Raw genomic sequence first — 24,982 nt, 5'->3', positions numbered from 1 at the left:
TTTTTTTTTTACACGCCCCGGTTTTTGTGGGGGTGTGGCGCCTCCCACCGGGCGCGCCAACTCCCGGGAATCCGGCTTAGATCGAAAAACGCTTGAGGCTATTCCAAAGCTTTTTGAAAAAAATCTGAACTAATCTGTCGATCGAACACTCAGAGGTACTGAATGGCTGGTGAAGCCCTTCGATGCTCCTATGTTGTGTTAAGTGTTGGCAGATATCTGAACCCCGCCCTAGCGGTTCGGAACTTGAACCCCGGAATTTCTCCCTCCCCAATGAAATCCGGGGCTTTTTTTGCCCAAAAATCGGCTGAAGCGCGGCCATGCTGCGTTAAAAGCATCGCTAAAAAAGCTCATTTAGGTCCCCTAAACTCCGCTTTTTAGCGCTACTTTCGCCTTGCCTGACAGCACCACAGTCAGTCTTGAAATTGTCTTACTCGGCTGCCGCCTCGGCGCCTTTGTCTGCGAGTTCCATCCAGTCGGCCAGTACAGTGTAGGCCTCTTCCAGGCCCATGCGTTTTGGTGCGGAGAACAACTGGATGGTGATCGAGTCGCCCCAGCCTTTGCGGATTTCCGACTGTACTTTCAGCAGGGTGTTCTTGGCTGCGCCGTAGGTGAGTTTGTCGGCTTTGGTCAGCAGGATGTGCATCGGCATGCCGGCGGCGACGGCCCAGTCGAGCATCAGCAGGTCGAAGTCGGTCATCGGATGGCGGATGTCCATCATCAGAATCAGACCTTTCAAACTCTCCCGACCACCGAGGTAAGCCTCGAGGTGGCGCTGCCAGTGTTGCTTGAGCGGGATCGGTACTTTTGCATAACCGTACCCCGGCAGGTCGACCAGACGGCGATCATCGTCTAGCTTGAAGAAGTTCAACAGCTGTGTGCGACCCGGAGTTTTCGAGGTGCGCGCCAGGCTGGCGTGGGTCAGGGTGTTCAGCGCGCTGGATTTGCCAGCGTTGGAACGACCGGCAAACGCCACTTCGAAGCCTTCGTCGTCTGGGCATTGATCGACTTTGGCGGCACTGAGCATGAACGTGGACTGTTGGCACAGGCCGAGGATGGGATTCTTGAGTTGCATGGGATTTCCGATGTGGGCGGCGCCGGGATTGGGCGCGGAACGCGGTGTCGCTTCCGTTTCAGTGACGCCAGTATATAATGCCGCAGATTTTGTGTGTGCTTTGTCCCAGCGAAGGATGAAGTTCACGAGAGCGACAGACTTTGATTGCGCATTAGAACGCAGAACGCTCTCAACCCTGAAAAGGTCGTTTTATGACGAAATGGCTGCTGGCTGCCGGAGTCTTGATGCCGCTTTACAGCGCACAGGCTACACAGGATCCGGAAGCTGTGTACAACCGTGTTTGTGGTGCCTGTCATTCCGGCCAACTACCCATGGCGCCCGCAAGAGGCGATCAGGAAGCTTGGACGCCGAGGTTGGCGAAAGGTATGGGGACGCTGGTGCAACACGTGACCCAGGGTTTCAAGGCGATGCCGCCGCGTGGTTTGTGCATGGACTGCAGTGCCGAGGATTACCAGGCCATCATCCTGTGGATGAGCGAGAGTAAGCCCGGTCCATAACTTAACCCTTAGCCGTAGTTGGATTAGCTGATGAACAAATTGATCGTGAGTCTGCTGTTGACCGTGGGAATTTCAGGTGTCGCCCATGCTGCCGGCGATGCCGCAGCAGGCCAGGCCAAAGCTGCCGTGTGCGGAGCCTGTCACGGCCCGGACGGCAACAGCATGGCGCCAAACTTTCCGAAACTGGCAGGTCAAGGTGAACGCTACCTCGACAAGCAATTGCACGACATCAAGTCGGGCAAGCGCGTGGTGCTGGAAATGACCGGGCTGCTGACCAACCTGAACGATCAGGATCTGGCCGACATCGCCGCGTACTTCGCCAGCCAGAAAGGCAGCGTCGGCGCCGCCGATCCGAAGATCGTCGCTCGCGGTGAAGCGCTGTTCCGTGGCGGCAACCTGGAAAAAGGTCTGCCAGCCTGCACCGGCTGCCACTCGCCGAACGGCTCCGGCAATGCCGCCGCAGGCTTCCCACACTTGGGTGGCCAGCACGCTCAATACATCGCCAAGCAACTGACCGATTTCCGCAAGGAAGACGGCGGTCGCGCCAACGACGGCGACGCAATGACCATGCGCACCATCGCACGCAAGCTGAGCGACGAAGACATCGCTGCGGTTTCCAGCTACATCCAGGGCCTGCACTGAGGCCCTTATTCGAGGGTTGCACGAGGCGCGTAACGCCTGCGACGTTAACGCTCGATTAATCCTTCGCAGCAAGTATAAAAAGGGTGGCTTTGGCCGCCCTTTTTTGTGGCCGCTGCCGTTACACTACAGCACTCATGCCCGCCAGGATCTGTGTCGCAACAGGTCGAGCGAGGCGACCCAAATTGTTCAGGAGTAAAGCATGCGTAATCTGATCATCAGCGCCGCCCTCGTCGCTGCCAGCCTGTTCGGCGTCACCGCCCAGGCCGCTGAAGCCCCTGCCGCCCCTTACGTCGAACTGGCCAACCCGGTGCCGGTGGCAAAGCCTGGCAAAATCGAAGTGGTCGAGCTGTTCTGGTACGGCTGCCCGCATTGCTACGCTTTTGAGCCAGTGATCAATCCATGGGTTGAAAAACTGCCGTCCGACGTCAACTTCGTGCGCATCCCCGCCATGTTCGGCGGCCCATGGGACGCTCACGGTCAGATGTTCCTGACTCTGGAAGCCATGGGTGTCGAGCATCAGGTACACAACGCCGTGTTCAACGCGATCCAGAAAGAGCACAAGAAGCTCACCGACAAGAACGACATGGCTGACTTCCTCGCCACTCAAGGCGTGGACAAGGACAAGTTCCTCGCCACTTTCGACTCGTTCGCTATCAAAGGCCAGATCGTCAAGGCCCGTGAGCTGGCGAAGAAGTACGAAATCACTGGCGTGCCAACCATGATCGTCAATGGTAAATACCGCTTCGACATCGGCTCTGCCGGTGGTGCCGAGCAAGCATTGAAGCTGGCTGACGATCTGGTCGCCAAAGAGCGAGCGGCTAACAAGGCTGCTGCCAACTAAGCGCGGCATTCGCCATGCGCCGCTGGAAGTCCGAACGCATCGTTGGCCTGCATGATCCGCAGGTCAACGAGCATCATCTGGCGTCTACGGGCCTGCCCGCAGACCAGCGTCTGCGCTTGCTCAGCTTCAACATTCAGGTCGGCATCAGCACCGAGCGCTATCGACATTACCTGACCCGCAGCTGGCAGCATCTGCTGCCGCACACCGGGCGCTCCGGCAATCTGCAGAAGATCGGTGACCTGCTCGGCGACTTCGACCTGGTCGCGCTGCAGGAAGCCGATGGCGGCAGCCTGCGTTCAGGCTACGTCAATCAGGTCGAACATCTGGCCCACCTCGGCGCCTTTCCCTACTGGTATCAACAACTCAATCGCAACCTCGGTCGACTGGCCCAGCACAGCAATGGCGTGCTCAGTCGCCTGAAGCCGTGGGCGATCGAGGACCACCCGCTGCCCGGCCCGAAAGGTCGCGGCGCGATCCTGCTGCGCTTCGGCGAAGGTCCGGAGGCACTGGTGGTGGTGATGATGCATTTGGCCCTCGGCGCGCGGACGCGCAGCCTGCAACTGGCCTACATTCGTGATTTGATCAGCGGGTACAAGCATCAGGTGCTGATGGGCGACATGAATACCCATGCCAGCGACCTGCTCGAACACTCGCCGTTACGCGATCTCGGCCTGCTGGCCCCGCAGGTGGAAGCGACCTTCCCCAGCTGGCGCCCACAGCGTTGCCTTGATCATATTCTGCTCAGCCCGACCCTGACCCTGGAAAAGGTCGAGGTGCTGGCCCAGCCCATTTCCGATCACCTGCCGGTCGCGGTGGAAATTCGTCTGCCGGGTTCGCTCACGGCCGACGCATTGCCCGCGTTGAGCCCTGCCCCTCGCGGAACCTGTGAATGAGCGACGACGCCCAGCGCTGGAAAGAGAAGTACCTCAAGAGCATCGAACAGCAGGACAAGCTCGAACGCCGCTGGGCCGCGCGACTCGACCTGCTGCGGCGCGGTCTGGTGCGCAGCACGCTGGCGGCCGAGGGCACCGATAAGGCTGTTGATCAGTGCATGAAAGAAATGCGCGAAGTCGTGCGCACCGATGACATGGACGCCGGGCTCGCGGCCCTGCTGCCGCGTCTGGAAAAAGCCGTGCTCGACTCCGAGCAGCGCCGCGAGACCCGCATCGATCAGGTCAGCACCGCGCTGACCGCGCTGGTCACCCAGTTGCAGGCTTTGCCGCTGCCGCGCGAAGTCGCGCAACCGCTGAAGAAATTTGCCAAACAACTGGACAGCCGAGTCGGTCAGGCGCGGGAAATGCCACTGCTGCTGAGCGAACTCAGTGGCTTGCAGGGCAAGGCCTTGAGTCAGTTGGAAACGCCTGCCGAGCCGGGGCGGCCGGGGTTGTTGCAGCGTTTGTTTGGTAGTCGCGACAGTGAAGAAACCGTTGCACCGGCGGCCGACATACCAGCAACACCAGTGCCGCAGCCGGTCGAAGCTCAGCAGCCTGAACCGGAGCCTGCGCAATCGGCACCGGTGGCCAACGCTGAGCCAACGATCGCAGCGCCCGAGACCGTCATCGAAACGCCCGCTCAGACGCCGCCTGATGAGCCGGAAGTCGTTGCGTTCGCTGCGCCTGTGGTCGTCGTTGAAGCCGAGCCAGTGCAGGTTGAACCAGCCGCTGACACCGAGATAACCGTCGCTGCGCCAGCAGCCGAGGCGTTCAACCCCGATGAATTGATCCATCCCGGCGATACGTCGCCGCTGATTCTCGACAGCCTGCCCCTGCCCGAGCCGATCGCTCAGGCCTTGGCCGCCATCGACCCGGAGCAGTCGGAGCACGACATCCTCTTCGCTCTGCCGGATTCCCCGGAGCCGTCCTACAGCTCCGTAGCCAGACATATCGAAGACACGCTGATCGGCCTGCTCGACGACCTGACCCTGCCCGAGCGCCACCGGCCGCAAGCCGAAGCCATGCGCGAACGGCTCAAACACGGGCTGAACTGGTACGAACTGTTGCCGATCCTCGACGATCTCGCGACTTTGATGCTGGCGATTACCGATAGCGGTCAGCACGAATTCGAAGCCTATCTGCAACAGCTCAACGAACGCCTTGAAGCGTTCCAGAGCAACCTGCAAGCGGCCAGCGAAGGGCATGCCGACAACAGCTCGGCGGCGCGGGCCATGGACACGCAGATTCGCGAGCAGGTCGACGGCTTGCAGAGCAGCGTCCAGCAAGCGGCGGACCTCGATGACCTCAAGCATGTGCTGGAGAATCACCTGGAAGGCCTGCTGGGAACGATGGACCAGCACCAGAAGCAGCGCGACGCCCGCGAACAGGAAGTCGCCGCCAGGTTGAAGAGCCTGTCGGAGCGAGTGGCGCATATGGAACAGGAAGCCATGGGCTTCCGTGAACACCTTGAAGAGCAGCGGCAGAAAGCCCTGATCGATCCGTTGACCGGCCTGCCCAACCGTGCGGCGTGGAGCGAACGCCTTGAGCATGAAATCCAGCAATGGCAGCAGCACGGCAACACCCTCAGCCTGGCCATGCTCGACCTCGATCACTTCAAGCGGATCAACGACAGCTATGGCCATCTGGCCGGCGACAAAGTGCTGAAGATCATCGCCACGGTATTGCGCAAACGCCTGCGCGGCTCGGATTTCATCGCCCGTTTCGGCGGTGAAGAGTTCGTGCTGTTGCTGCCCGCGACGCCACCAGCGGTGGGCGCGAAACTGCTGGAAACCCTGCGCGCGGCGATCGAAGCCTGCCCGTTTCATTTCAAGGGCGAGCGAGTGACTATCACCATTTCCATGGGACTCGCGTCATTCCGGGTGGGAGAACACAGCGATCTGGTGCTGAAAAGAGCCGATCAGGCGCTGTACCGAGCAAAGAACGCCGGGCGCAACCGAGTCGAGCTCGGCTAAGGCAATTGTTCCATTTTGTTTAAATCCGCCCGCTGGCGGACTCTAAGCAAATCCGTACGTTACACTGTTGCATTATCGTTTTCAGCGTATCGTCCTCTGCCATGAAATTCCTTGCCCTTGTTGCCTCGCTGCTCGTCCTCGCCGGTTGCGCCAGTGGTCCGCGCTATGACACCAGCCATCCTTCGGCCAATTACGACAGCCGCATCCAGTTCGTTGTGGTGCATTACACCTCCGCGTCGCTGGAGCGTTCGCTGCAATTGCTGACCCATGGCGACGTCAGTAGCCATTACCTGATTGGCGATGACAAGAGCGCCACCGTGTACAAGCTGATGGACGAAAACCAGCGCGCCTGGCACGCCGGCGAAAGTCAGTGGCAGGGCCGTACCTGGCTGAACTCCAGTTCCATCGGCATCGAAATCGTCAATCCCGGCTACAAGGACACCCCGACCGGGCGCCTGTGGTATCCGTACAGCGAAGCGCAGATCCAGTCGTTGATCACCCTGCTCAAGGACATCAGCAAACGCAACGGCATCAGCCCGCGGCACATCATCGGTCACAGCGACATCGCGCCGTTGCGCAAGCTTGATCCGGGGCCACTGTTCCCCTGGAAACGTCTCGCCGCCGAAGGCCTTGGCCTGTGGCCGAACGAGCAAGCGGTGGCGCGTCAGCAGGCTATTTTTAACAGCAACCCGTTGCCGGAGATCGGCTGGTTCCAGGCGCAACTTGCGCGCCTGGGTTACGACACGCCGCAAACCGGCGAGCTGGATGTAGCCACGCGGCATGTCCTCGCCGCGTTCCAGATGCATTACCGTCCTGCCCGCTTCGACGGCACGCCGGACGCACAAACCGCAGCACTTCTTTTAGTCCTCAATCAGACAAAATAATGACGCCCGCCCGACGGTCAGGGCGAAATCGCAATCAGCAGCTATAACTCATGGTAATTCTTCGGAAAATCCCTGATGGCTGCGACCCGAGAGACGCTGCGTAGCTGGTTTTATCGCCCTGTTTTTTTGGCGATGATCGCGGCTGTCCTCAGCGCCAGCCTGCTGATTGCCGGCGGTATGTTCACGGCGATGCGCCAGATTGAATTGCGCGAGAGCCAGGAAATGAACGCCCAAGGCGAGCGTTTCCTCGCGCGCCTCGAACAATTGTTCGGCCAGTTGCGCGAAAGTCTCGACGACCTTGAAGCCCAGCCCTTGCGCGGCTGCGACGAAGAAATGATCGCGACTCTGCAGCAAGTCACCTTCAACTACCGCTTCGTCTATGAAGCCGCATATATGGACGCCTCGCGGTTCTGCTCCAACCGTCCGCGCCAGGAAGGTCTGTCGTTGGTGCGCGCGCCGGACATTCAGGGCCCGACCTACAGCTATTGGCTGAACACCACCACCGAACCCGATGAAAACCGCGCGGCGCTGATGCTCGGTCGCGGCAATTTTCGTGTCGCTACCTCGCGCGGACATTTGACCGACATGGTCGATCTGTCGCCCGGCAGCAGCCTGCTGGTGGTACTCGATCACGGCACTCGCGCGATTCCGGTGCTCGGCACCGCACAGACCTGGCCACCGACCGAACCCTGGCCACCGAAGAGCCCTGATGCGCTGCAAGTCACGCAAACGCGGCTGATCTATCGCATGCCCACCGACAACCCGGAATATCAATTGGTGCTGATCACGCCGCGCACGGGCATGCACGTCCCGGCGGTGTGGTGGTGGCTGTTGCCGGTGTGCCTGATCGCCGGGGCCGTTGTCGGCTTTCTGACCTTGCTATTGGTGCGTCAGCGCCAGTCGCTGGATGCCGAGCTGCACGGGGCGATCCGCCGGGGTGAGTTGCAGGTGCTGTATCAGCCGATCTTCGATCTCGACAGCCGCCACTGCGTCGGCGCCGAAGCGCTGCTGCGCTGGCGGCGCCCGGACGGCACGCTGACCAGCCCCGACCTGTTCATTCCCATGGCGGAGAACACCGGGCAGATCCGGCAGATGACCGACTTCGTCTTGCAGCGTCTGCTCGAACAGCTGGGGCAGCTACTGCGCGCCAATCCGCAGCTGTATATCTCGGTGAACCTTGCGGCCTGCGATGTCATGGTGCCGCGCATCGGCCAGGTCATGGCGCGGCTGCTCGCGCTGCACCGTGTCGCCGCGCGGCAGATAGCCTTCGAAGTCACTGAGCGGGGCCTGATTGATGTGGTGGTGGCGCGGGAAAACCTGCAAGCCTTGCGCGACGTTGGCCATCAGGTGCTGATCGATGATTTCGGCACCGGCTATTGCAGCCTCGCCTATCTGCAGACCTTGCCGGTGGACTGCCTGAAGATCGACAAGGCGTTCATTGATGCGCTGGGCCATGACGCAGCGAGCAGCGGCGTCGCTCCGCACATCATTCACATGGCGCAGGCGCTGGATCTGAAAGTGATTGCCGAAGGCATCGAGCTGGAATCCCAAGCCGCATTGCTCAGCAGTGAGGGAGTCAAGTTCGGTCAGGGCTGGCTGTTCGCCCACGCACTGAGCGCCGTGCAATTCATCGAACTGATCACCCGCGGCAGGCGCCTTGCCGCGCGGCGTATGGACGACGAAGCCTAGACGGCCAGCGCCATGTAGAACTGGGTGCCCTGCCCCGGCCGCGAATAAACGCCCATGCGTCCGCCGTGCAACTGGACGATTTCCTTGCACAGCGCCAGGCCGAGCCCGGCGCCGCCCTTCTTGCGCCCGACCTGCACGAACGGCTCGAAAATCCGCCCCTGCTGGCCGTAGGCAATGCCTTCGCCATTGTCTTCGACACTGATGATGACCCGCTCGCCATGGCGGCGCGCCTGCAGCCGGATCTGCCCGTCGCGGGCGGTGTGCCGCAAGGCGTTGTCGATCAGGTTGTCGAGGACGCGATCAAGTTGCGCCTGATCAGCCTGCAACCTCGGCAACGGGCCTTGAATCTCGACGTTCAGCGCAACACCTTTGGCCGCAGCCACGTCGGCAAAGCGCAGCTGCGCCTGCTCCAGCAAGTCTTCAATGGAACATGGCGCCAGGGTGAGTTTCTGTAGACCGTTCTGGTAGCGCGAGAAATTCAGCAAGTCGTTGATCAACTGCATCAGGCGCTGCATTTCTTCGTTGACCGTATCCAGCAGGTCAGCTTCGCGCGATTCCGCCGGGAACTTGGCCCGCTCGCGAAACAGCCCGAAGGCCATGTGCATGCCCGTCACCGGCGTGCGCAGCTCGTGGGAAGCGCGCAAGACAAACTCACTGCGCACGCGCTCGAACGCGCGTTGCTCGGTGACGTCGTGCAGCACCATCACCGCGCCGAGAATATGCCCCTGGGTATGACTGACCGGCGTCAGGCTGTAGGTCAGCAGGCGCGATTCGCCATCGACTTCGATGCTCAGATCTTCCGGCGCGCGCTCCAGCGTGCCGCCGCGCAGGACCAATTGCAGTTGCGCATCCAGCTCCGGACGGCCGAGTGCAGTACCCAGGCCTTGGCCGAGCCGGTCGTCTTCCCAACCCAACTGGCGCTGAGCAACAGGGTTGAGGTGTTCGAGCTGGCCCTGGCGATCAATCATCAACAAACCGTCGTCGATACTGTCGAGCACCGCTTGCAAACGCTGCTGACCGGCCAACAGTTCGTCGACATTCATCGCCTGGTGTTCGCGCAACGCCTCGGCCATCAGGCCGAAGCGTCGCGACAGCAGGTTGACTTCCATGGCCGTGGAAATCGGCAGGGTCACGTCATAGTTGCCCTGGCCGATGTTGTCGGCAGCCTTGGCCAGCGCTTCGATCGGCGCGCCGAAGCGTCGGGCGATGCCTTGGGCGGTGACGAAACCGATGATCAGCACCGCCAGCCCGACCAGGCCAAGCAGCCCAGCAATCAGCAACGCGCGTTCGCGGGCAGCGTGCTGGACCGCGTTAATGGTTTCCAGCGCATGTTTGTGCTCAGCAATCAGGCCATTACGAAGAATGTTGAAGCGCTCGCGGAAATCCGCGGTGGTACTGGCGTTCTTCGCCGCTTCGGCGGTCACGTCGAATGAGGCGAGGAAGTTCAGGTAGTCGGCCTTGGCCTGGCGGAAACCGTAAGGCTGGCCATCGCCCTCCTGCTGCTGGGCGATGCCTTGGTCGAGCAACTCGAAGTAGTGCTGTTTGGACGCTTCGAACGCAACGGGATCGGGTTTTTCGGCGAGCATGATGATCAATTGATCACCGAGGGTCTGGCGCAGCTTGAGGCCCAGATCCAGAGTGACAAAGTTGCTGCGCACCAGCGCTTCCTGCGACCCGGCCATCTGCATCACGCTGACCAGCCCGAGCAAGAGCCCGAGCAAGGCCACGGTGATCAACGCAGAAATGCTCAGGAACAGGCGCGTGCGCAGCTTGATCGCCAGTTTCATCGCGCAGTGCTCACAGGTTGTACTGCTTGCGTTTGCGATACAGGGTCGAGGCGTCGATGCCGAGGGTTTTCGCCGCTTGGTCCAGGGTGCCGGCGGTGGCCAGCACCGCGCCGATGTGCGCTTTCTCCAGCTCGTCCAGGCTCAGTGCCGCGCCGACCCGTGGCGCGTTGTTGGCCGGTTGTTCGGCCATGCCCAGGTGGCTGATTTCCACGCGTTCCTGCGGGCAGATGATGCTGGCACGCTCGACCACGTTGCGCAGTTCGCGAATATTGCCCGGCCAGCGATAACCGAGCAGTGCTTCCCGGGCCTCATCGCTGAAGCCGCGCGCCGGGCGTGCGTACTCTTTGACGAAACGCGCAAGGAAGCGATCGGCGAGGGTCAGGATGTCTTCGGCGCGCTCGCGCAATGGCGGTAGATGCAGGGTGATGACGTTGAGGCGATAGAGCAGATCTTCGCGGAAACGGCCGTCGCGGACCATGTCTTCGAGGTTGAGGTTGGTGGCGGCGAGGATGCGCACATCGGCGCGGCGAGTGACCGGGTCGCCGACCCGCTCGTATTCCTTGTCTTGAATGAAACGCAGCAACTTGGGTTGCAAAGTCAGCGGAAAGTCGCCGATCTCGTCGAGAAACAGCGTGCCGCCGTCCGCCTGGTTGACCCGACCCAAAGTACTTTCGCTTGCGCCGGTGAACGCGCCACGGCTATGGCCGAACAGCTCGCTTTCCATCAGCTCGGCAGTCAGCGACGGGCAGTTGATAGTGACGCAGGATTTCTTCTCGCGCTTGCTCCAGCCGTGGATCGCACGGGCCAGTTCACCTTTACCCGTGCCGGACTCGCCAAGGATAAGAATGTTGGCGTCGGTGCTTGCGACCTGCCGGGCCGTTTCCAGCACGACTTTCATCGCCGGGCTGTGGGAATCGAGACCGTCTTTCGGTTTGCGGATCTCGCCTTCCAGCGCTTCAAGGCGCGCGGAGAGCTGGCGCACTTCCAGCTGCTTGGCGGTGGCCAGGCGCAGTTGATCAGGGCTGCACGGCTTGACCAGATAATCGGCGGCGCCAGCCTGAATGGCATCAACAGCGGTGTCGACCGCCGAATGGGCAGTGACGATCACTACGCGCATCCACGGCGCCTGAATGCGCATCTGTGCAAGGACGTCGAGACCGTTGTCCTCGCCCAGGCGCAAATCAAGGAAGCACAGATCGAAGACCTGACGTTGCAGCAAAGCATCGGCCTGGGCTGCGCTATTGGCAGTGGCTACCGTATAGCCTTCGTCTTCGAGGCAATAACGAAACGTACGCAGGATGGCGGATTCATCGTCCACCAGCAGAATGCGGCCTTGTTGCTCAGTGGCAGATTCCATTTTTCCTACGCTCCATAGTGATTAGTCTTGGGTTAGTCCCGGAAAAATCGGGCAAGTTGCATGGTTGATTCTGAACGATACCAGCCATAGGAGGGTAGCTCTCTACTGCCATAACGGCCAATTCATTGATTTCGTTGAGTTTTAAAACATTCTGCGTTTTGCAGGGCAGATCCTGCGTCCTCTTCTGACATCTGCGTACCGGTAGCAATTCCATATCATCGAAATTTCCCACGAAATAATCGTGCATTGCGCACGACCGCAGAAGAGCCATCGTGCAGGATGCGTCTTAGGAAATTTCTCAAACACTCCTAACCCGTTGTTTTCATTGGTTTTTTTATAGATGAAAAAACTGGCATGCAGGCTGCAATACCTCACTCAGCCCGGGCAGAACAGCACTGCCCCAACCGAACAAGCGTGAGGAACACAGGATGACTCGCCCAATCGCCGCCCAAGTACGTATTTCGCCACTGCAGATCCAGCAAGGTCTGTTCGGTGTACTGGCGTTGCTGATCACCCTGATCGTCTGCCAGCAGTACATGAGCTGGGAAAACAGCCGTAAACCCGAGCCATTGATTTCGATGCAGCACAGCACTCAGACGCACTTCAGTGCCGTGAGCAGCAGCCAGGCTGAAAACGCTTCGATGCACATGATCGATGTCGACCAGGCGCAACCGCTGGATCAATTGCCACGGGAAGAGCGCTGGGTTTTCTAAGTCAGTGAATACATTCGGGCGCGTAGCGCCGGAAACTGGAAACACCCCTAAATAGAGAAGTAAGGAGAATCACCATGTTGAGCTGGGCAATTACATTCTTGATCATTGCCATCATCGCCGCCGTTCTGGGCTTCGGTGGTATCGCGGGCACCGCCACGGGTATCGCCAAGATTCTCTTTGTCGTGTTCCTGGTGATGTTCATCGCTTCCTTCTTCTTTGGCCGTCGCGGCCGAGGTTAACGATGATCGGTCTCAAGACATTGGCCGCCGCCCTGCTTCTGGGCGGCAGTGCCATGGCCATGGCGGCCAATGACGGCCAGACCCGGGTCAACGAACTGCTCGCCTCCGACGCGCAGTACCGTGAAACCTGGGAAGGCGTGATCAAAAAGGAAGAGCGCGTACCGGAATGGGTGATCAACCTGTCCGGCACCTCCGAGCAACAGATGCATGCCGTTACGGAAGATGGCGATCAGTATCTGGTCGGCCCGCTCTGCGAGAGTCAGGACAAGTGCCTGAATCACCGTTTGATCGTGGCCTTCAGCTTCGACAAGGATGACGCCTACGCCATGCTGGTCGATGTGCCGGAAGGTCTGCCGCAGGACAAGTCGCCGACGCGACACGCGACTTATCGCTTCTTCGGCAAACCTGATCAGGGCATGCAGGATCTGCTGATGGAAACCCTGAAGAAAGATCCGAAGTGGTACTGACGCAGGACGCGCAAAGGTTTCGAACACGAAAGCAGCGCCCCGCTGCTTTCCACTGCGCCGCCCGATGAGGGTCGGTGCATGACCAGGGGGCCGGGATGTTCTGACTGATACAGGGTCGGAGTGACCTACGGGTACAGGGAGTACCTGCGCAAGGGCCGGGTCAGGGTAAAAGCTGCGCCGCAGGTTCGTCGACCCGGTGGTCTGACGAATCTGCGCTGGGCTTTGAATCCGCTAAAACATTGATCCAGCACGCCAAATTCCTTTTTTCAATCGTCGACACTGTGAGGAAAACATTTCGCGGTGTTTCCTGGCGACCGTATATCGACAAAGATCGCGCTCCTTCTATGTGACTTCTAGTCTTGCGATTCAGACTTTTTCCGGAAATTTCCGCCGATTTTACCTGTGCAAAATTTAACCAGCCTACGCTGTAACGGCCGGTTCACGGCACTTATGCCGGCACAAATGTCACAATCGAACCGCTTGGGACGCCAGTTTCAAATGAAAAAGCTCATGCCGATTAGGCATAGGGTAGGCGTTTACGGCATTAGACGGCGCCACCTTGCATCGGAATAGTTGCGCCTTTTTTCGCCTGCCGAAGAGCCGTAAACACGCGCTTCGGGGCACCTTATACGGAGGCAGATGCACAGACTTTTCCGCTGATGAGCGTTCCAGTTCCTGCATGTGCCTGAATCAAACGCAAGTAAGGGTAAAGATAATGAAGAAGGCAAAAATCAGCCTCGCCTGGCAGATCCTCATCGGTCTGATTCTGGGGATTGCAATTGGCGCGTTGCTCAACCACTTCAGTGCCGAAAAGGCCTGGTGGATCAGCAACGTCCTGCAACCGGCAGGCGATATCTTTATCCGTCTGATCAAGATGATCGTGATCCCGATCGTCATTTCCTCGCTGATCGTCGGCATCGCTGGCGTCGGCGACGCCAAGAAACTCGGGCGTATCGGCCTGAAGACCATCATCTATTTCGAGATCGTCACCACCATCGCCATCGTTGTCGGTCTGGTGCTGGCCAACGTGTTCCATCCGGGCACCGGCATCGACATGAGCACCCTGGGCACGGTGGATATCTCCAAGTACCAGGCTACCGCCGCCGAAGTGCAGCATGAACATGCGTTCATCGAGACCATCCTCAACCTGATCCCGTCGAACATCTTCGCGGCCATGGCCCGCGGCGAAATGCTGCCGATCATCTTCTTCTCCGTGCTGTTCGGTCTCGGCCTGTCGAGCCTGCAGTCGGACCTGCGCGAGCCGCTGGTGAAGATGTTCCAGGGCGTTTCGGAAAGCATGTTCAAGGTCACCCACATGATCATGAACTACGCCCCGATCGGCGTATTCGCACTGATCGCGGTGACCGTGGCCAACTTCGGCTTCGCCTCGCTGCTGCCGCTGGCGAAACTGGTGATCCTGGTTTACGTCGCCATCGCCTTCTTCGCCTTCGTCGTGCTGGGCCTGATCGCCAAGCTGTTCGGCTTCTCGGTGCTCAAGCTGATGCGCATCTTCAAGGATGAGCTGGTGCTGGCCTACTCCACCGCCTCCTCGGAAACCGTGCTGCCACGCGTGATCGAGAAGATGGAAGCCTACGGCGCGCCGAAAGCCATCTGCAGCTTCGTGGTACCGACCGGTTACTCGTTCAACCTCGATGGCTCGACCCTGTACCAGTCGATCGCGGCGATCTTCATTGCCCAGCTGTATGGCATCGACCTGTCGATCAGCCAGCAACTGCTGCTGGTGTTGACGCTGATGGTCACCTCCAAAGGCATCGCCGGCGTACCGGGCGTGTCCTTTGTAGTGCTGCTGGCGACTCTGGGCAGCGTCGGCATCCCGCTTGAAGGCCTGGCGTTCATCGCCGGTGTCGACCGCATCATGGACATGGCGCGTACCGCACTGAACGTCATCGGTAACGCCCTGGCGGTGCTGGTTATCGCGCGCTGGGAAGGCATGTACGACGACGCCAAGGGCGAGCGCTACTGGAACTCCCTGCCGCACTGGCGCAGCAAGGAAAAACTGCCGGCTGGCGAAATTTCCAAGAACTGATGCAAAACCCTGTGGGAGCGAGCCTGCTCGCGATAGCGGTACACCAGACAACAGAGATGTTGAATGGGCCGGCCTCTTCGCGAGCAGGCTCGCTCCCACAGTGATTGATGCAAGCCCCACCAACAAACCCCGGAGCAATCCGGGGTTTGTCGTTTCTGGCGACCCCGCTATCATTCGCCGCATTCTTCGGGGGATTTGACTGATGCTTAATGGCCTGTGGCTTGGCTTCTTCATCGTGGCAGCCGTGTCGGCGCTGGCGCAGTGGCTGATCGGCGGCAACGCCGGGATCTTCGCGGCGATGGTGGAAAGCATTTTCGCCATGGCCAAGCTGTCGGTCGAAGTCATGGTGCTGCTGTTCGGCACCCTCACCCTGTGGCTGGGCTTTCTGCGCATCGCCGAGAAAGCCGGAATCGTCGAGTGGCTGGCCAAGGTGCTCGGCCCGCTGTTTCTGCGGCTGATGCCGGAAGTCCCGGCCGGCCACCCTGCCCTTGGCCTGATCACGCTGAACTTCGCCGCCAACGGTCTGGGCCTGGACAACGTCGCCACGCCGATCGGCCTGAAAGCCATGAAAGCGCTGCAGGAGCTCAATCCCAGTGCCACCATCGCCAGCAACGCGCAGATCCTGTTCCTGGTGCTCAATGCCTCGTCGTTGACCCTGCTGCCCGTGACCATCTTCATGTACCGCGCCCAGCAAGGCGCGCCGGATCCGACGCTGGTGTTCCTGCCGATTCTGCTGGCGACCAGTTGCTCGACTATCGTCGGTTTTCTCTCCGTAGCTTTCATGCAACGCCTGCGCATCTGGGACCCGGTAGTCCTCGCCTATCTGCTGCCCGGCGCGCTGATCCTTGGCGGCTTCATGGCCCTGCTCGGCACGCTTTCCGCGACAGCACTGGCGGGATTGTCGTCGATCCTCGGCAATCTCACGCTGTTCGGCCTGATCATGCTGTTTCTGCTGATCGGCGCGCTGCGCAAGGTCAAGGTGTACGAGGCGTTCGTCGAAGGCGCGAAAGAGGGCTTCGATGTGGCGAAGAACCTGCTGCCGTATCTGGTCGCGATGCTATGTGCGGTTGGCGTACTGCGCGCCTCTGGTGCGCTGGATTTCGGCCTGGACGGTATTCGCCATCTGGTCGAGTGGGCCGGTTGGGACACGCGCTTCGTCGATGCGCTGCCGACGGCGATGGTCAAACCGTTCTCCGGCAGCGCCGCGCGGGCGATGCTCATCGAGACCATGCAGACTTCCGGCGTCGACAGCTTCCCGGCGCTGGTCGCGGCGACGGTGCAGGGCAGTACCGAAACCACGTTCTATGTGCTGGCGGTGTACTTCGGCGCGGTGGGGATTCAACGCGCACGGCACGCGGTGGGGTGTGCGTTGCTGGCTGAGTTTGCTGGTGTGGTGGGCGCTATCGGGGTCTGCTACTGGTTCTTTGGTTGATAAAGAACCCTATAGGAGCTGGCTTGCCAGCGATGAGGGAAGCACATCCGAAATATCTGGTAGCTGACACACCGCCATCGCGGGCAAGCCCGCTCCCACAGGGATTGTGTTGGGCTTAAGGCCTTTGGGGGGCCAGTTTCTGGCCTTGCTCCACGGCCCAGGCCACAACCTTGGCCGTGAGGCGATCACTGGCCTGGCCAAACCCGGCAACCACCGCTGGCACCTGCACATCATTCAACGGCTGGCGCTCTTCAAAACGGCGGCTGGCGAGGATGCGCTGATCATAGCCGCGCACCAGCAACGCATCGACCCGCACCACGACGCCGGCCTGGGTGCCCTGATATTCGGTCTGAAACGCCTGCAAACTGCCGCCCAGTTCCAGATCCGCCTGGAAGTTGCTGTCGTCGGTGCTCAGCAACGTCACTCTGCCGTCACGCTGGAATCCATCGAGCAGGCGATTGCGCAGCAGTACCGGCGCCGGATCGCTCCAGCGCGAGCCCTTGTAGCTGCTGATCACATCGCCCTGCGGGATCACGGCAATGCTCGGCCGGTTCAGTGCTTCGCTGGCCTGCAATTTATTCAAGCGCAGCGACCATGACTGCGTCGCCGCCGGGCTGGCCGAGGCGGGCGCTTGCGCGGCGGGCAGGCGGTAGACGTCCGAGGGTTCCGATTTGGGCAAGATCGAGCACGCGCCGATCAGGGTCAGGCCAGCGCCGAGCAGGGCGATTCGAGTCAGCTTCATGGGGTGAATTCCTTGTTCTTGTCGCTGCCCAGCAGGTAGCCGCTGGGGTTGGCCTCGAGGCGTTGGGAAATGGCGCGCAGCGAGGTCAGCGTCTCGCGCAGTTCGCGAATCGCCGGGGCCAGGCCGTTGAGGCCCTGCATGCCGTTATCCAGCGAATTCTGGTTTTTACTGAGCAAGCCGTTGATGGTCACGCTGCTTTGCTCCAGCGACTTCATCGCCTGTTCGGCACTGCCCAAGGCCTGCTTGCCCTGATCGTTAAGCAGGCCGTTGGCGTTGCGCATCAACAGTGAGGTCTGCTCGAGCATGCTGCCGGCCTGTTTGCCGACGGTCGCCAGTTGCTGCATGGCTTGTTTGATGTCGCCGCGCTGGTCGTTGATGGTGCCGGTGGTCTGTTCCAGATGGGCAAGGGTCTTGCTCACACGCTCGACGTTTTCCGCGGAGAACATGTGGTTGGCGTTTTGCAGCAGGGCGCTGATGCCGGTCATCAAGTCGCTGCTGTCGTTGAGCAGGCGGGAAATAGGCGAGGGCGAGGCGACCAGAGTTGGCAGCTTGCCGTCATGCCCGCGCAGTTTCGGGCTCTCGGGTGTGCCGCCGCTGAGCTGGATGATCGACGTGCCAGTAATGCCGGTCAGTGCCAGCTTGGCCTGGGTGTCTTCCTTGACCGGCGTGTCGCCCGCCAGACGAATCCGCGCCAGCACCCGGCGCGGGTCCTGCGGGTCGAGGCGCAGGCTGACCACGTCACCGACCTTGATCCCGCTGTACTGCACCGAGCTGCCCTTGGACAGACCGCTGACCGCCTCGTTGAACACCACTTCGTAATCCTTGAACTCGGTGTCGACGCTGGATTTGGCCAAAAACAGGCCGAAGAGCAGGGCGCCGGCCACGACGATCACCGTGAACAGGCCGATCAACACATGATGGGCTCGGGTTTCCATATCAGACCTCGTTGAGCAATTTGGCGGCGTCCAGCGCCGAGCGGCCGCGCGGGCCGTGGAAGTATTCGTGAATCCACGCGTCGGCGGTTTCCGAGACGACGTCGATAGGGCCGGCAACCAGCACTTTCTTCTGCGCCAGCACCGCCACGCGATCGGTGATGGTGTACAGCGTGTCGAGGTCGTGGGTGACCAGAAACACACTCAGACCCAACGCATCACGCAAGGTCAGGATCAACTGATCGAACTGCGCCGCGCCGATCGGATCGAGGCCGGCGGTGGGTTCGTCGAGAAACAGAATGTCCGGATCCAGCGCCAGGGCCCGCGCCAGCGCCGCGCGCTTGATCATGCCGCCGGACAACGACGCCGGGTATTTGTCCGCCGCCGACAGCGGCAGCCCGGCCAGCGCCAGTTTCACCGCCGCCAGGTGCTCGGCGTCGTGACGGCTGAGGCCGGCGTGTTCGATAAGGGGCAGGGCGACGTTCTCGGTCACGGTCAGCGAGGAAAACAGCGCGCCCTTCTGGAACAACACACCAAAGCGCCTTTCGATCAGCGAGCGTTCATGCTCGGCCAGGTTCGGCAGGTTCTGGCCGAAGACCTTGACCATACCTTCGCTGGGCCGATTCAGCCCGACAATGCTGCGCAGCAGCACCGATTTGCCGGTACCGGAACCGCCAACCACGGCGAGGATCTCGCCCTTGTACACGTCCAGATCAAGGTTCTCGTGCACGCTCTGCGGGCCGAAGCGATTGCACAGGCCACGGACTTCGATCACCGCCTCCGAGGGCGCGCGGGGTAGACGACTCACCAGCCCATCTCCATGAAAAACAGCGCAGCCACCGCATCGAGCACGATCACCACGAAAATCGACTGGACCACGCTGGAGGTGGTGTGCGCGCCGACCGATTCGGCGCTGCCGCTGACCTTGAAGCCTTCCAGGCAACCGATCGCCGCGATCAGGAAGGCGAAGATCGGCGCCTTCACCAGCCCGACCAGAAAATGCTGAATGCCGATGTCCGATTGCAGCAGCGAGAGGAACATTGCCGGCGAGATGTCCAGCGACACCGCACACACCACACCGCCGCCAACGATCCCCGAGAGCATCGCCAGAAACGTCAGCATCGGCAGCGCCACCAGCAGCGCCAGCACGCGCGGCACCACCAGCAACTCGATCGGGTCGAGGCCAAGGGTGCGAATCGCGTCGATTTCTTCGTTGGCCTTCATCGAGCCGATCTGTGCGGTAAAAGCACTGGCGGTGCGCCCGGCCATCAGGATCGCCGTGAGCAGCACGCCGAATTCGCGCAGGAACGAGAAGCCGACCAGGTCCACGGTGAAAATCGTCGCGCCGAAACTGGCCAGCACTGTGGCGCCGAGAAACGCCACCACCGCGCCGACCAGAAACGTCAGCAGGGCCACGATCGGCGCGGCGTCGAGGCCGGTCTGCTCGATGTGCGCGATCATCGGCGTGATGCGCCAGCGCTTGGGCCGCAACAGGCCACGGGCGATGACTTCGAGAATCAGGCCGACGAAGCCGAGCAGTTGCAACGTGTCGGTCCAGACCTTGTCCACCGCGCGGCCAATGCGCGTCAGCAGTTGCACGCTGACGCTGATTTCCGGCTCCTTGATCGGTACGCAGAAATCGCTCAGCGAGCAGTACACGGTTTGCAGCAAGGCGCGGTCGGCAGTTGAAAGGGTGCAATCGGGGTGTTCGGCGGATTTGCCCAAGCGTTCGGAACCGAGCAGCTCGACCAGCAAAGAGGCGCCGGCGGTGTCGAGGGCACCGAGGCCGTTCAGATCGATGGAAGTGTTGGCGTCGTACTGGCCGCGGAGCTTTTCGCTCAGGTGCTTGAGCGCGGTGTAGTGGGCGAGCGTCCAGTCGCCGCTGACCCGCAGACGGGCAGGGCTGAGCGCGGTGTCCAGGTGGGCACTGCCGGGGGTTGGGCTGCTGGTCATAAGCTCCGTGCTTGTACGGCCGTTACGAGATCCTACGTAATAGCACGAACCGGATTACTTTTCTTTGGCCGGTGTGCTGTCGGTAATTGCGAAACGCAGCACGCCGATCAACTGGCCATCCTCGGTCAGCACCCGCACCTGCCACTTGCCCGCCGGGTTGCCGGGGAAGTTCTGCTTGTGCGTCCACGCCCGGTAGCCTTCCTTGCGCCCGCCATGGATGTCGAGGGCGATGCGGTCGACCTCTTTGCCGTTGAAGGTCCACACGTGATAAATCCGCTCATCGAGACCGCGCGGCGCGTTAATCGCAGTGTAGGCGTAGAGCCCGCCGCTGCGGATCTGCTCGGCGCTGACGGTTTCGAGGCTGGCGCCGGGGGTGCGATCCTGCAGCTGCGTGCTGATCGCTACGTCGGTCATCCACAGCGTTGCCGGCGGCACCCACGAACGCAGCGCCCAACCGACGCCGCCGATGCCGACTGTGATGAACAGAATCGCCAGGGCGTTGCGCACCGTGCGGATCGGGAAGATCGACGCCAGGCTCGGGAACGACAGCAGGACGGCAATCCCCAGCGCCCATTTGAAACTCTGCGCGGTGGTCAGGTGCATGATCACCGGCAGCGCGGTGAGCAGGGCGGCGAACAGGGTCAGGGTGTGCAGCGCGAGAAACGCCCAGCGCCGTGGCGCCAGCCATTTGTAGTACAGCGGATCGACGATGGAGATCAGTGCGGCAACGCTGAGCAGCCCCGTGAAGACAAACTGGCCGCTGTTCCACGTGGTGGTGATGAAAAAGAACGGCAGAACGAAAAACAGGCTTTCCTGATGGATCATCTGCGTCGCGTAGCGCAGCAGCGGCTGGGGAATCTCGCGCTTGAAAATCCGTGTGAACAGCCCGGTCAGGGTGTTTTCCAGCATCAGCCAGATCCAGCTGAGCAGCATGATCACCGTGATCCAGCTGGCCAGCCCCTGTTGGCGATCGACGAGGATGAAACTGCCGACCCCGGAAATGAAACCACCCGCCGCGATCAACCCGGGGTAGCGCTTCATCAGCTCGAGAAGGCGCTGGATAAGGAGGGTCAGTTTTGGCATTTTGGCGGTTCACGACGATATGGGGAAAATCCCGGAAAGGTTAACGCCGCATGCCCCTTGTGGCGAGGGGATTTATCCCCGATCGGCGGTGCAGCCGTCGTAGATCCTGCGAGCGAATTTTGTCTGGATCTACCGAGCTGCCCTTATTGAGGCTGCTGCGCGGCCCATCGGGAATAAATCCCCTCGCCACAAGTGCTCACTCACCAGAGGATTAATGGCTTCCAGCAATTTTGTGGCGGCGATGCAGGCGCCAGCCGATCACGATCAGCAGCAACAACCCGATTCCACCAGCGACCAGCCACAACACCTGATCATCACTGATCAAAGGCTTCTCGATCCGGATATACCCCGGCTGCAGCAACAGCTCGCGCATCGCCTTGTTCGCCGCTTCCAGCGTCACCCCTTGCAGCTCCCGCGCGGGATTGGCAAAGCGGCCATCCTGATAGTCGGCCAGCGCGCTCCAGTAATAGTCGGCCAGAGCGCTGTTGCCCTGCACGGCCCAGGCCTGGTGAGCAATGGCGGCTTGTTTGATGCGGGCGAAGGTGCTCGGGTCGAGGCCGTTTTTCAGCAGATCGGCTTTGAGGTCTTCCAGCACTTGAATGGCTTCGTCGACGTCATCGCGATCCAGGTCAGCGTTGAGGCTCATGAAGCCGACACCGCCGAACACTTCGCGCTCGGCCCACGGCCCGTACGACAAGCCATGGTTGAGACGAATCTGCCGGTACAGCGCCCAGTCGAGGTAATCCTTGAGAATGTCGAACGTCTGGTCGTACTGATCGTCGAGTACCGGTTCCGGCACCAGCCAGTGCAGCTTGGCGCTGTCGCCAATGAAGCCACGGGTGAGGGTGCGCTCATGGGCGGCGCTGGTGCGAATGTTCGGCAGCGCCCGGTGTTCGGTAGGCTCGACCGGCTCCAGCTGACCCCAGGTACGCTCGAGGTAGGCTGGCAGCAGTTTGTCGAGTTCGCCGACAACGATCAGGGTCATGTTGTTCGGCGCGTACCAGGCCTTGCGCACCTTCTCCAATTGCTCTTGGGTCAGATGGCCGACTTCGGCACGCTGCGGGCATTTCAGTCCCAGCTCGACAGCCAGTTGATTGCTCGCGGTATGACCGAGGTCCTGACGGTCGAGGAAACGTTGCAGCCTGGTGTAATGCCCGCCGTCCTCACGCTCGACCACCCGTTTCGCCGCGTTGATTGCGTTGTCGTCGATGCGTGTCTGGGTCAGCAGCGCGAGCAGCAGGTCGAGCACCTTGCGCTGGTTTTTCGCCGGGGCCTCGATGACGAACGTGGTGTCGGCATTGCTGGTGAACGCATTCCAGTCACCGCCCAGCGCCTGCATGCGTTCTTCCAGACCGCCTTCGCCGGTGGCGTCGATACCGCTGAACAGCAGGTGTTCGAGCAAATGCGGCAGCTCTTTTTCATCGCAGTCGAAGTCATCGAGGCCGACGCCGACCACCAGCCGGATCGCCACATGCCCGCGTTCGGTGCCGGGCTTGAGCATCAGTTGCAAACCGTTGGGCAGCGCATAGCCTTCGACCTGAAACCGATCCAGGGCAAAGGCGGGCAGGGAACCGAGCAACAGACAGGCGAACAACAGGCAACGCATAACAGGCTTCCATACGGCTGATTTGGAGATCCGTGTCGTCAGTAAGGGCCCCATCGCTGGCAAGCCAGCTCCGACAAGGATCTGCGGCGCTTACAAAACCCTGTGGGAGCTGGCTTGCCAGCGATGACGGTCTCAAGGCTGAACCACTGTAACTGACTGGCCCCAGCCCCAGACGTTCAAGGCGAATGCGTAATGTCGGCCATGTCATCCACCGCCAGCGCGCCGGTGTCCGCCGTTTCCAGCACCACATAGGCGCTGCTGCAGAACAGCGAATTGAGCCGTTTCATGTCGGCGATCAACTCCAGATGCAGCGAGCTGGTCTCCAGGCTCTGCACGATCTTGCGTTGCAAACGGCTGACATGCGCATGGGCCAGCCGCCGTTCCTGCGCACGAAAGCGGCGTTTCTCCCGTAACAACTGCCGCGCGCTCTCGCGGTCGCCGCTGAGAAACACCGACAGGCCCAGGCGCAGGTTGGCGATCAGTTGCTGTTGCAGCCCGGCAAGATCTTCCAGGCCCTCTTCGGAAAACGAACGGCGCTGCGAAGTCTTCTGCTGCTGGATCTTGCGCAGCATTCGCTCGATCAGGTCGGCGGCGAGTTTGAGGTTGATCGCCAGTTCGATGATCTCGGCCCAGCGCCGACTGTCGTGCTCGCCGAGATCCTCGCGGGGCATCTGCGCCAGATACAGCTTGATCGCGCTGTACAGGGCCTCAACGTCGTCGGTCAGGCGGCGCATTTCCTGAGTGACGGCGGTCTGCTTGCCGCGCAGCACATCAAGGGAGGCATCGAGCATGTTGTCGAGCAGATCGCCCATGCGCAGGGTTTCCCGCGCGGCGTTGGCCAGCGCCAGGCTCGGCGTGACCAGCGCGGTCGGGTCGAGATGGCGCGGCTTGGCGGCGCCGTTGACCTCCGGCCGCTCCGGCAACAGCCACGCACAAAGCCGCGCCATCGGCCCGACGCTGGGCAGCAGGATCAGGCAGCGCGCGGTGTTGTAGAGCAGGTGGAAGCCGATGACCATTTCCTGCGGGCTGAAATCAAGGCTATCGATCCAGTGCACCAGCGGATCGAGCACCGGGATGATCAGCAGCAAACCGATCAATTTGTACAACAGACTGCCCAGCGCAACCTGGCGGCCGGCAGCGTTCTGCATGCTGGTGCTCATGAAGGCAAGGATGCCGCTGCCGATGTTGGCGCCGATCACCAGACCGATTGCCACCGGCAGGCTGATCACCGCAGCCCCGGCCAGCGTGGCGGTGAGCAGCACGGCAGCGAGGCTGGAGTAGGAAATCATCGCGAACAGCGCGCCGACCAGGGCGTCGAGAAGAATGTCGCCGGTCAGCGAGGCGAAAATTACCTTCACCCCCTGCGCGTGAGTAATCGGCGCGGCGGCCTCGACGATCAATTGCAGGGCGAGAATGATCAGCCCGAGACCAATCGACACCCGGCCCATCTGCCCGAGCCGCGTCTGTTTGCGCGACAGAAAGAAAATCACCCCGAGGAAAATCAGCAGCGGCGACAGCCACGACAGATCGAGGGTCAGCACCCGCGCCATCAACGCGGTACCGACATCGGCGCCCAGCATGGTCGCCAGCGCCGGGGTCAGCGCCATCAGGCCCTGACCGACAAACGAAGTGACCAGCATCGCCGTGGCGTTGCTGCTCTGCACCATGGCAGTGACGAGAATACCGGCGATGAACGCCAGCCATTTCTTCGACATGTTCTGGCCGATGACATGTCGCAGATTGGTGCCGTAAACCCGCAGGATGCCGGTTCGGACGATGTGCGTGCCCCAGATCAACAGGGCGACGGCGGACAACAGATTGAGCAGGGTGAGCATGCAGACCCCCTGTAGTAGCAGCGCCCCAGAGGGGCAAGTGAACGGCACCGCGCGGTTTCTACGTTCTTGATACTTAAGCTGTAGTTGGCGAACGGTCTCGGCGCCAGCATTGCACAGCTAAAGCGTGGATTGAAACAAAAGTGTCATGAAAACAGGTTCACTCACATCGCTGAAACCGACACAGATACCTGTAGGAGTGAGCCTGCTCGCGATAGGGTCATCAGCTTCAACATCATCGCTGTCTGAGAGACCGCTATCG

The 24,982-nt window shown here is 61.0% G+C and carries 22 protein-coding genes; 12 read left to right on the top strand and 10 right to left on the bottom strand.

All coding sequences use genetic code 11. The features are described 5' to 3' along the window. Positions 1 to 427: 427 nt before the first annotated feature. Positions 428 to 1,072 (bottom strand): ribosome biogenesis GTP-binding protein YihA/YsxC, encoded by a 645-nt coding sequence (gene yihA, locus QMX86_RS19980; RefSeq protein ID WP_039757139.1) that lies wholly within the window; start codon positions 1,070 to 1,072, stop codon positions 428 to 430. Between the two features lie 191 nt (positions 1,073 to 1,263). Here yihA and QMX86_RS19975 point away from each other — a divergent pair, with 191 nt between their 5' ends. The 7 genes from QMX86_RS19975 (at position 1,264) to QMX86_RS19945 (ending at position 8,530) form a co-directional block, all read left to right on the top strand. Continuing rightward, on the top strand, positions 1,264 to 1,569 hold the full coding sequence (locus QMX86_RS19975; protein WP_016772347.1) for a c-type cytochrome: 306 nt from the start codon (positions 1,264 to 1,266) through the stop codon (positions 1,567 to 1,569). Positions 1,570 to 1,599: 30 nt separating this feature from the next. Beyond that, a complete protein-coding gene (locus QMX86_RS19970) occupies positions 1,600 to 2,211 on the top strand; it encodes a c-type cytochrome (protein WP_016772348.1) in 612 nt (203 codons plus the stop codon). Between the two features lie 199 nt (positions 2,212 to 2,410). After that, a complete protein-coding gene (locus QMX86_RS19965) occupies positions 2,411 to 3,052 on the top strand; it encodes a thiol:disulfide interchange protein DsbA/DsbL (RefSeq protein ID WP_016772349.1) in 642 nt (213 codons plus the stop codon). A gap of 14 nt (positions 3,053 to 3,066) precedes the next feature. Beyond that, positions 3,067 to 3,945: an endonuclease/exonuclease/phosphatase family protein gene (locus QMX86_RS19960; RefSeq protein ID WP_024014985.1), complete on the top strand. Its 879-nt coding sequence runs from the start codon at positions 3,067 to 3,069 to the stop codon at positions 3,943 to 3,945. After that, complete coding sequence (locus tag QMX86_RS19955) at positions 3,942 to 5,957, top strand: diguanylate cyclase (protein ID WP_282384868.1); 2,016 nt, start codon at positions 3,942 to 3,944, stop codon at positions 5,955 to 5,957. The genes QMX86_RS19960 and QMX86_RS19955 overlap by 4 nt, the downstream gene beginning before the upstream one ends. 101 nt (positions 5,958 to 6,058) lie before the next feature. Further along, positions 6,059 to 6,841 (top strand): N-acetylmuramoyl-L-alanine amidase, encoded by a 783-nt coding sequence (locus tag QMX86_RS19950; RefSeq protein WP_130926710.1) that lies wholly within the window; start codon positions 6,059 to 6,061, stop codon positions 6,839 to 6,841. A gap of 75 nt (positions 6,842 to 6,916) precedes the next feature. Then, complete coding sequence (locus tag QMX86_RS19945; RefSeq protein ID WP_282384867.1) at positions 6,917 to 8,530, top strand: EAL domain-containing protein; 1,614 nt, start codon at positions 6,917 to 6,919, stop codon at positions 8,528 to 8,530. Here the strand turns inward: QMX86_RS19945 and QMX86_RS19940 are convergent. Next, on the bottom strand, positions 8,527 to 10,317 hold the full coding sequence (locus tag QMX86_RS19940) for an ATP-binding protein (RefSeq protein ID WP_024014981.1): 1,791 nt from the start codon (positions 10,315 to 10,317) through the stop codon (positions 8,527 to 8,529). The two genes, QMX86_RS19945 and QMX86_RS19940, sit on opposite strands and share 4 nt — an antisense overlap. Before the next feature lie 10 nt (positions 10,318 to 10,327). Then, positions 10,328 to 11,674: a sigma-54-dependent response regulator transcription factor AlgB gene (gene algB / locus QMX86_RS19935; RefSeq protein ID WP_024014980.1), complete on the bottom strand. Its 1,347-nt coding sequence runs from the start codon at positions 11,672 to 11,674 to the stop codon at positions 10,328 to 10,330. Positions 11,675 to 12,102: 428 nt separating this feature from the next. Between algB and QMX86_RS19930 the strand changes: the two genes are divergently transcribed. The 5 genes from QMX86_RS19930 (at position 12,103) to QMX86_RS19910 (ending at position 16,572) form a co-directional block, all read left to right on the top strand. Then, positions 12,103 to 12,387: a hypothetical protein gene (locus QMX86_RS19930; protein ID WP_024014979.1), complete on the top strand. Its 285-nt coding sequence runs from the start codon at positions 12,103 to 12,105 to the stop codon at positions 12,385 to 12,387. 74 nt (positions 12,388 to 12,461) lie between these two features. Further along, a complete protein-coding gene (locus QMX86_RS19925) occupies positions 12,462 to 12,626 on the top strand; it encodes a DUF1328 domain-containing protein (RefSeq protein WP_003177151.1) in 165 nt (54 codons plus the stop codon). A 2-nt stretch (positions 12,627 to 12,628) separates the two neighbouring features. Further along, on the top strand, positions 12,629 to 13,093 hold the full coding sequence (locus QMX86_RS19920) for an inhibitor of vertebrate lysozyme family protein (RefSeq protein ID WP_016772356.1): 465 nt from the start codon (positions 12,629 to 12,631) through the stop codon (positions 13,091 to 13,093). 715 nt (positions 13,094 to 13,808) lie between these two features. Beyond that, entirely contained in the window at positions 13,809 to 15,140 is a 1,332-nt protein-coding gene (gene gltP, locus QMX86_RS19915; RefSeq protein ID WP_024014978.1) for a glutamate/aspartate:proton symporter GltP, read from the top strand. A 202-nt stretch (positions 15,141 to 15,342) separates the two neighbouring features. Then, a complete protein-coding gene (locus QMX86_RS19910) occupies positions 15,343 to 16,572 on the top strand; it encodes a spore maturation protein (protein WP_282384866.1) in 1,230 nt (409 codons plus the stop codon). Positions 16,573 to 16,687: 115 nt separating this feature from the next. Here QMX86_RS19910 and QMX86_RS19905 read toward each other — a convergent pair whose 3' ends face one another. From QMX86_RS19905 to QMX86_RS19875, 7 genes are all read right to left on the bottom strand, one after another. Next, positions 16,688 to 17,314: an ABC-type transport auxiliary lipoprotein family protein gene (locus tag QMX86_RS19905; protein ID WP_282384865.1), complete on the bottom strand. Its 627-nt coding sequence runs from the start codon at positions 17,312 to 17,314 to the stop codon at positions 16,688 to 16,690. Beyond that, on the bottom strand, positions 17,311 to 18,249 hold the full coding sequence (locus tag QMX86_RS19900; RefSeq protein WP_016772359.1) for an MlaD family protein: 939 nt from the start codon (positions 18,247 to 18,249) through the stop codon (positions 17,311 to 17,313). Before QMX86_RS19900 ends, QMX86_RS19905 begins: the two co-directional genes overlap by 4 nt. A gap of 1 nt (position 18,250) precedes the next feature. After that, a complete protein-coding gene (locus tag QMX86_RS19895) occupies positions 18,251 to 19,054 on the bottom strand; it encodes an ATP-binding cassette domain-containing protein (protein WP_056791199.1) in 804 nt (267 codons plus the stop codon). Further along, a complete protein-coding gene (locus tag QMX86_RS19890) occupies positions 19,051 to 20,199 on the bottom strand; it encodes an ABC transporter permease (RefSeq protein WP_243243346.1) in 1,149 nt (382 codons plus the stop codon). The genes QMX86_RS19895 and QMX86_RS19890 overlap by 4 nt, the downstream gene beginning before the upstream one ends. Before the next feature lie 54 nt (positions 20,200 to 20,253). After that, complete coding sequence (locus QMX86_RS19885) at positions 20,254 to 21,282, bottom strand: DUF5924 family protein (protein WP_122705410.1); 1,029 nt, start codon at positions 21,280 to 21,282, stop codon at positions 20,254 to 20,256. A gap of 211 nt (positions 21,283 to 21,493) precedes the next feature. After that, positions 21,494 to 22,888 (bottom strand): insulinase family protein, encoded by a 1,395-nt coding sequence (locus tag QMX86_RS19880; protein WP_282384862.1) that lies wholly within the window; start codon positions 22,886 to 22,888, stop codon positions 21,494 to 21,496. A gap of 176 nt (positions 22,889 to 23,064) precedes the next feature. Continuing rightward, complete coding sequence (locus tag QMX86_RS19875) at positions 23,065 to 24,723, bottom strand: Na/Pi cotransporter family protein (RefSeq protein WP_110599651.1); 1,659 nt, start codon at positions 24,721 to 24,723, stop codon at positions 23,065 to 23,067. Positions 24,724 to 24,982: the final 259 nt, after the last annotated feature.

The organism is Pseudomonas sp. PS01270 (assembly GCF_029959775.1).
GTDB lineage: Bacteria > Pseudomonadota > Gammaproteobacteria > Pseudomonadales > Pseudomonadaceae > Aquipseudomonas > Aquipseudomonas atacamensis.
The sequence above is the reverse complement of the archived record's forward strand: the minus strand, read 5'-3'. Positions and strand labels throughout refer to the sequence as shown.

Bases quoted from the DNA above. Each gene is read 5' to 3' on its own strand.
- yihA (WP_039757139.1), bottom strand. From the start codon at position 1,072: ATGCAACTCAAGAATCCCATCCTCGGCCTGTGCCAACAGTCCACGTTC.
- QMX86_RS19975 (WP_016772347.1), top strand. From the start codon at position 1,264: ATGACGAAATGGCTGCTGGCTGCCGGAGTCTTGATGCCGCTTTACAGC.
- QMX86_RS19970 (WP_016772348.1), top strand. From the start codon at position 1,600: ATGAACAAATTGATCGTGAGTCTGCTGTTGACCGTGGGAATTTCAGGT.
- QMX86_RS19965 (WP_016772349.1), top strand. From the start codon at position 2,411: ATGCGTAATCTGATCATCAGCGCCGCCCTCGTCGCTGCCAGCCTGTTC.
- QMX86_RS19960 (WP_024014985.1), top strand. From the start codon at position 3,067: ATGCGCCGCTGGAAGTCCGAACGCATCGTTGGCCTGCATGATCCGCAG.
- QMX86_RS19955 (WP_282384868.1), top strand. From the start codon at position 3,942: ATGAGCGACGACGCCCAGCGCTGGAAAGAGAAGTACCTCAAGAGCATC.
- QMX86_RS19950 (WP_130926710.1), top strand. From the start codon at position 6,059: ATGAAATTCCTTGCCCTTGTTGCCTCGCTGCTCGTCCTCGCCGGTTGC.
- QMX86_RS19945 (WP_282384867.1), top strand. From the start codon at position 6,917: ATGGCTGCGACCCGAGAGACGCTGCGTAGCTGGTTTTATCGCCCTGTT.
- QMX86_RS19940 (WP_024014981.1), bottom strand. From the start codon at position 10,317: ATGAAACTGGCGATCAAGCTGCGCACGCGCCTGTTCCTGAGCATTTCT.
- algB (WP_024014980.1), bottom strand. From the start codon at position 11,674: ATGGAATCTGCCACTGAGCAACAAGGCCGCATTCTGCTGGTGGACGAT.
- QMX86_RS19930 (WP_024014979.1), top strand. From the start codon at position 12,103: ATGACTCGCCCAATCGCCGCCCAAGTACGTATTTCGCCACTGCAGATC.
- QMX86_RS19925 (WP_003177151.1), top strand. From the start codon at position 12,462: ATGTTGAGCTGGGCAATTACATTCTTGATCATTGCCATCATCGCCGCC.
- QMX86_RS19920 (WP_016772356.1), top strand. From the start codon at position 12,629: ATGATCGGTCTCAAGACATTGGCCGCCGCCCTGCTTCTGGGCGGCAGT.
- gltP (WP_024014978.1), top strand. From the start codon at position 13,809: ATGAAGAAGGCAAAAATCAGCCTCGCCTGGCAGATCCTCATCGGTCTG.
- QMX86_RS19910 (WP_282384866.1), top strand. From the start codon at position 15,343: ATGCTTAATGGCCTGTGGCTTGGCTTCTTCATCGTGGCAGCCGTGTCG.
- QMX86_RS19905 (WP_282384865.1), bottom strand. From the start codon at position 17,314: ATGAAGCTGACTCGAATCGCCCTGCTCGGCGCTGGCCTGACCCTGATC.
- QMX86_RS19900 (WP_016772359.1), bottom strand. From the start codon at position 18,249: ATGGAAACCCGAGCCCATCATGTGTTGATCGGCCTGTTCACGGTGATC.
- QMX86_RS19890 (WP_243243346.1), bottom strand. From the start codon at position 20,199: ATGACCAGCAGCCCAACCCCCGGCAGTGCCCACCTGGACACCGCGCTC.
- QMX86_RS19885 (WP_122705410.1), bottom strand. From the start codon at position 21,282: ATGCCAAAACTGACCCTCCTTATCCAGCGCCTTCTCGAGCTGATGAAG.
- QMX86_RS19880 (WP_282384862.1), bottom strand. From the start codon at position 22,888: ATGCGTTGCCTGTTGTTCGCCTGTCTGTTGCTCGGTTCCCTGCCCGCC.
- QMX86_RS19875 (WP_110599651.1), bottom strand. From the start codon at position 24,723: ATGCTCACCCTGCTCAATCTGTTGTCCGCCGTCGCCCTGTTGATCTGG.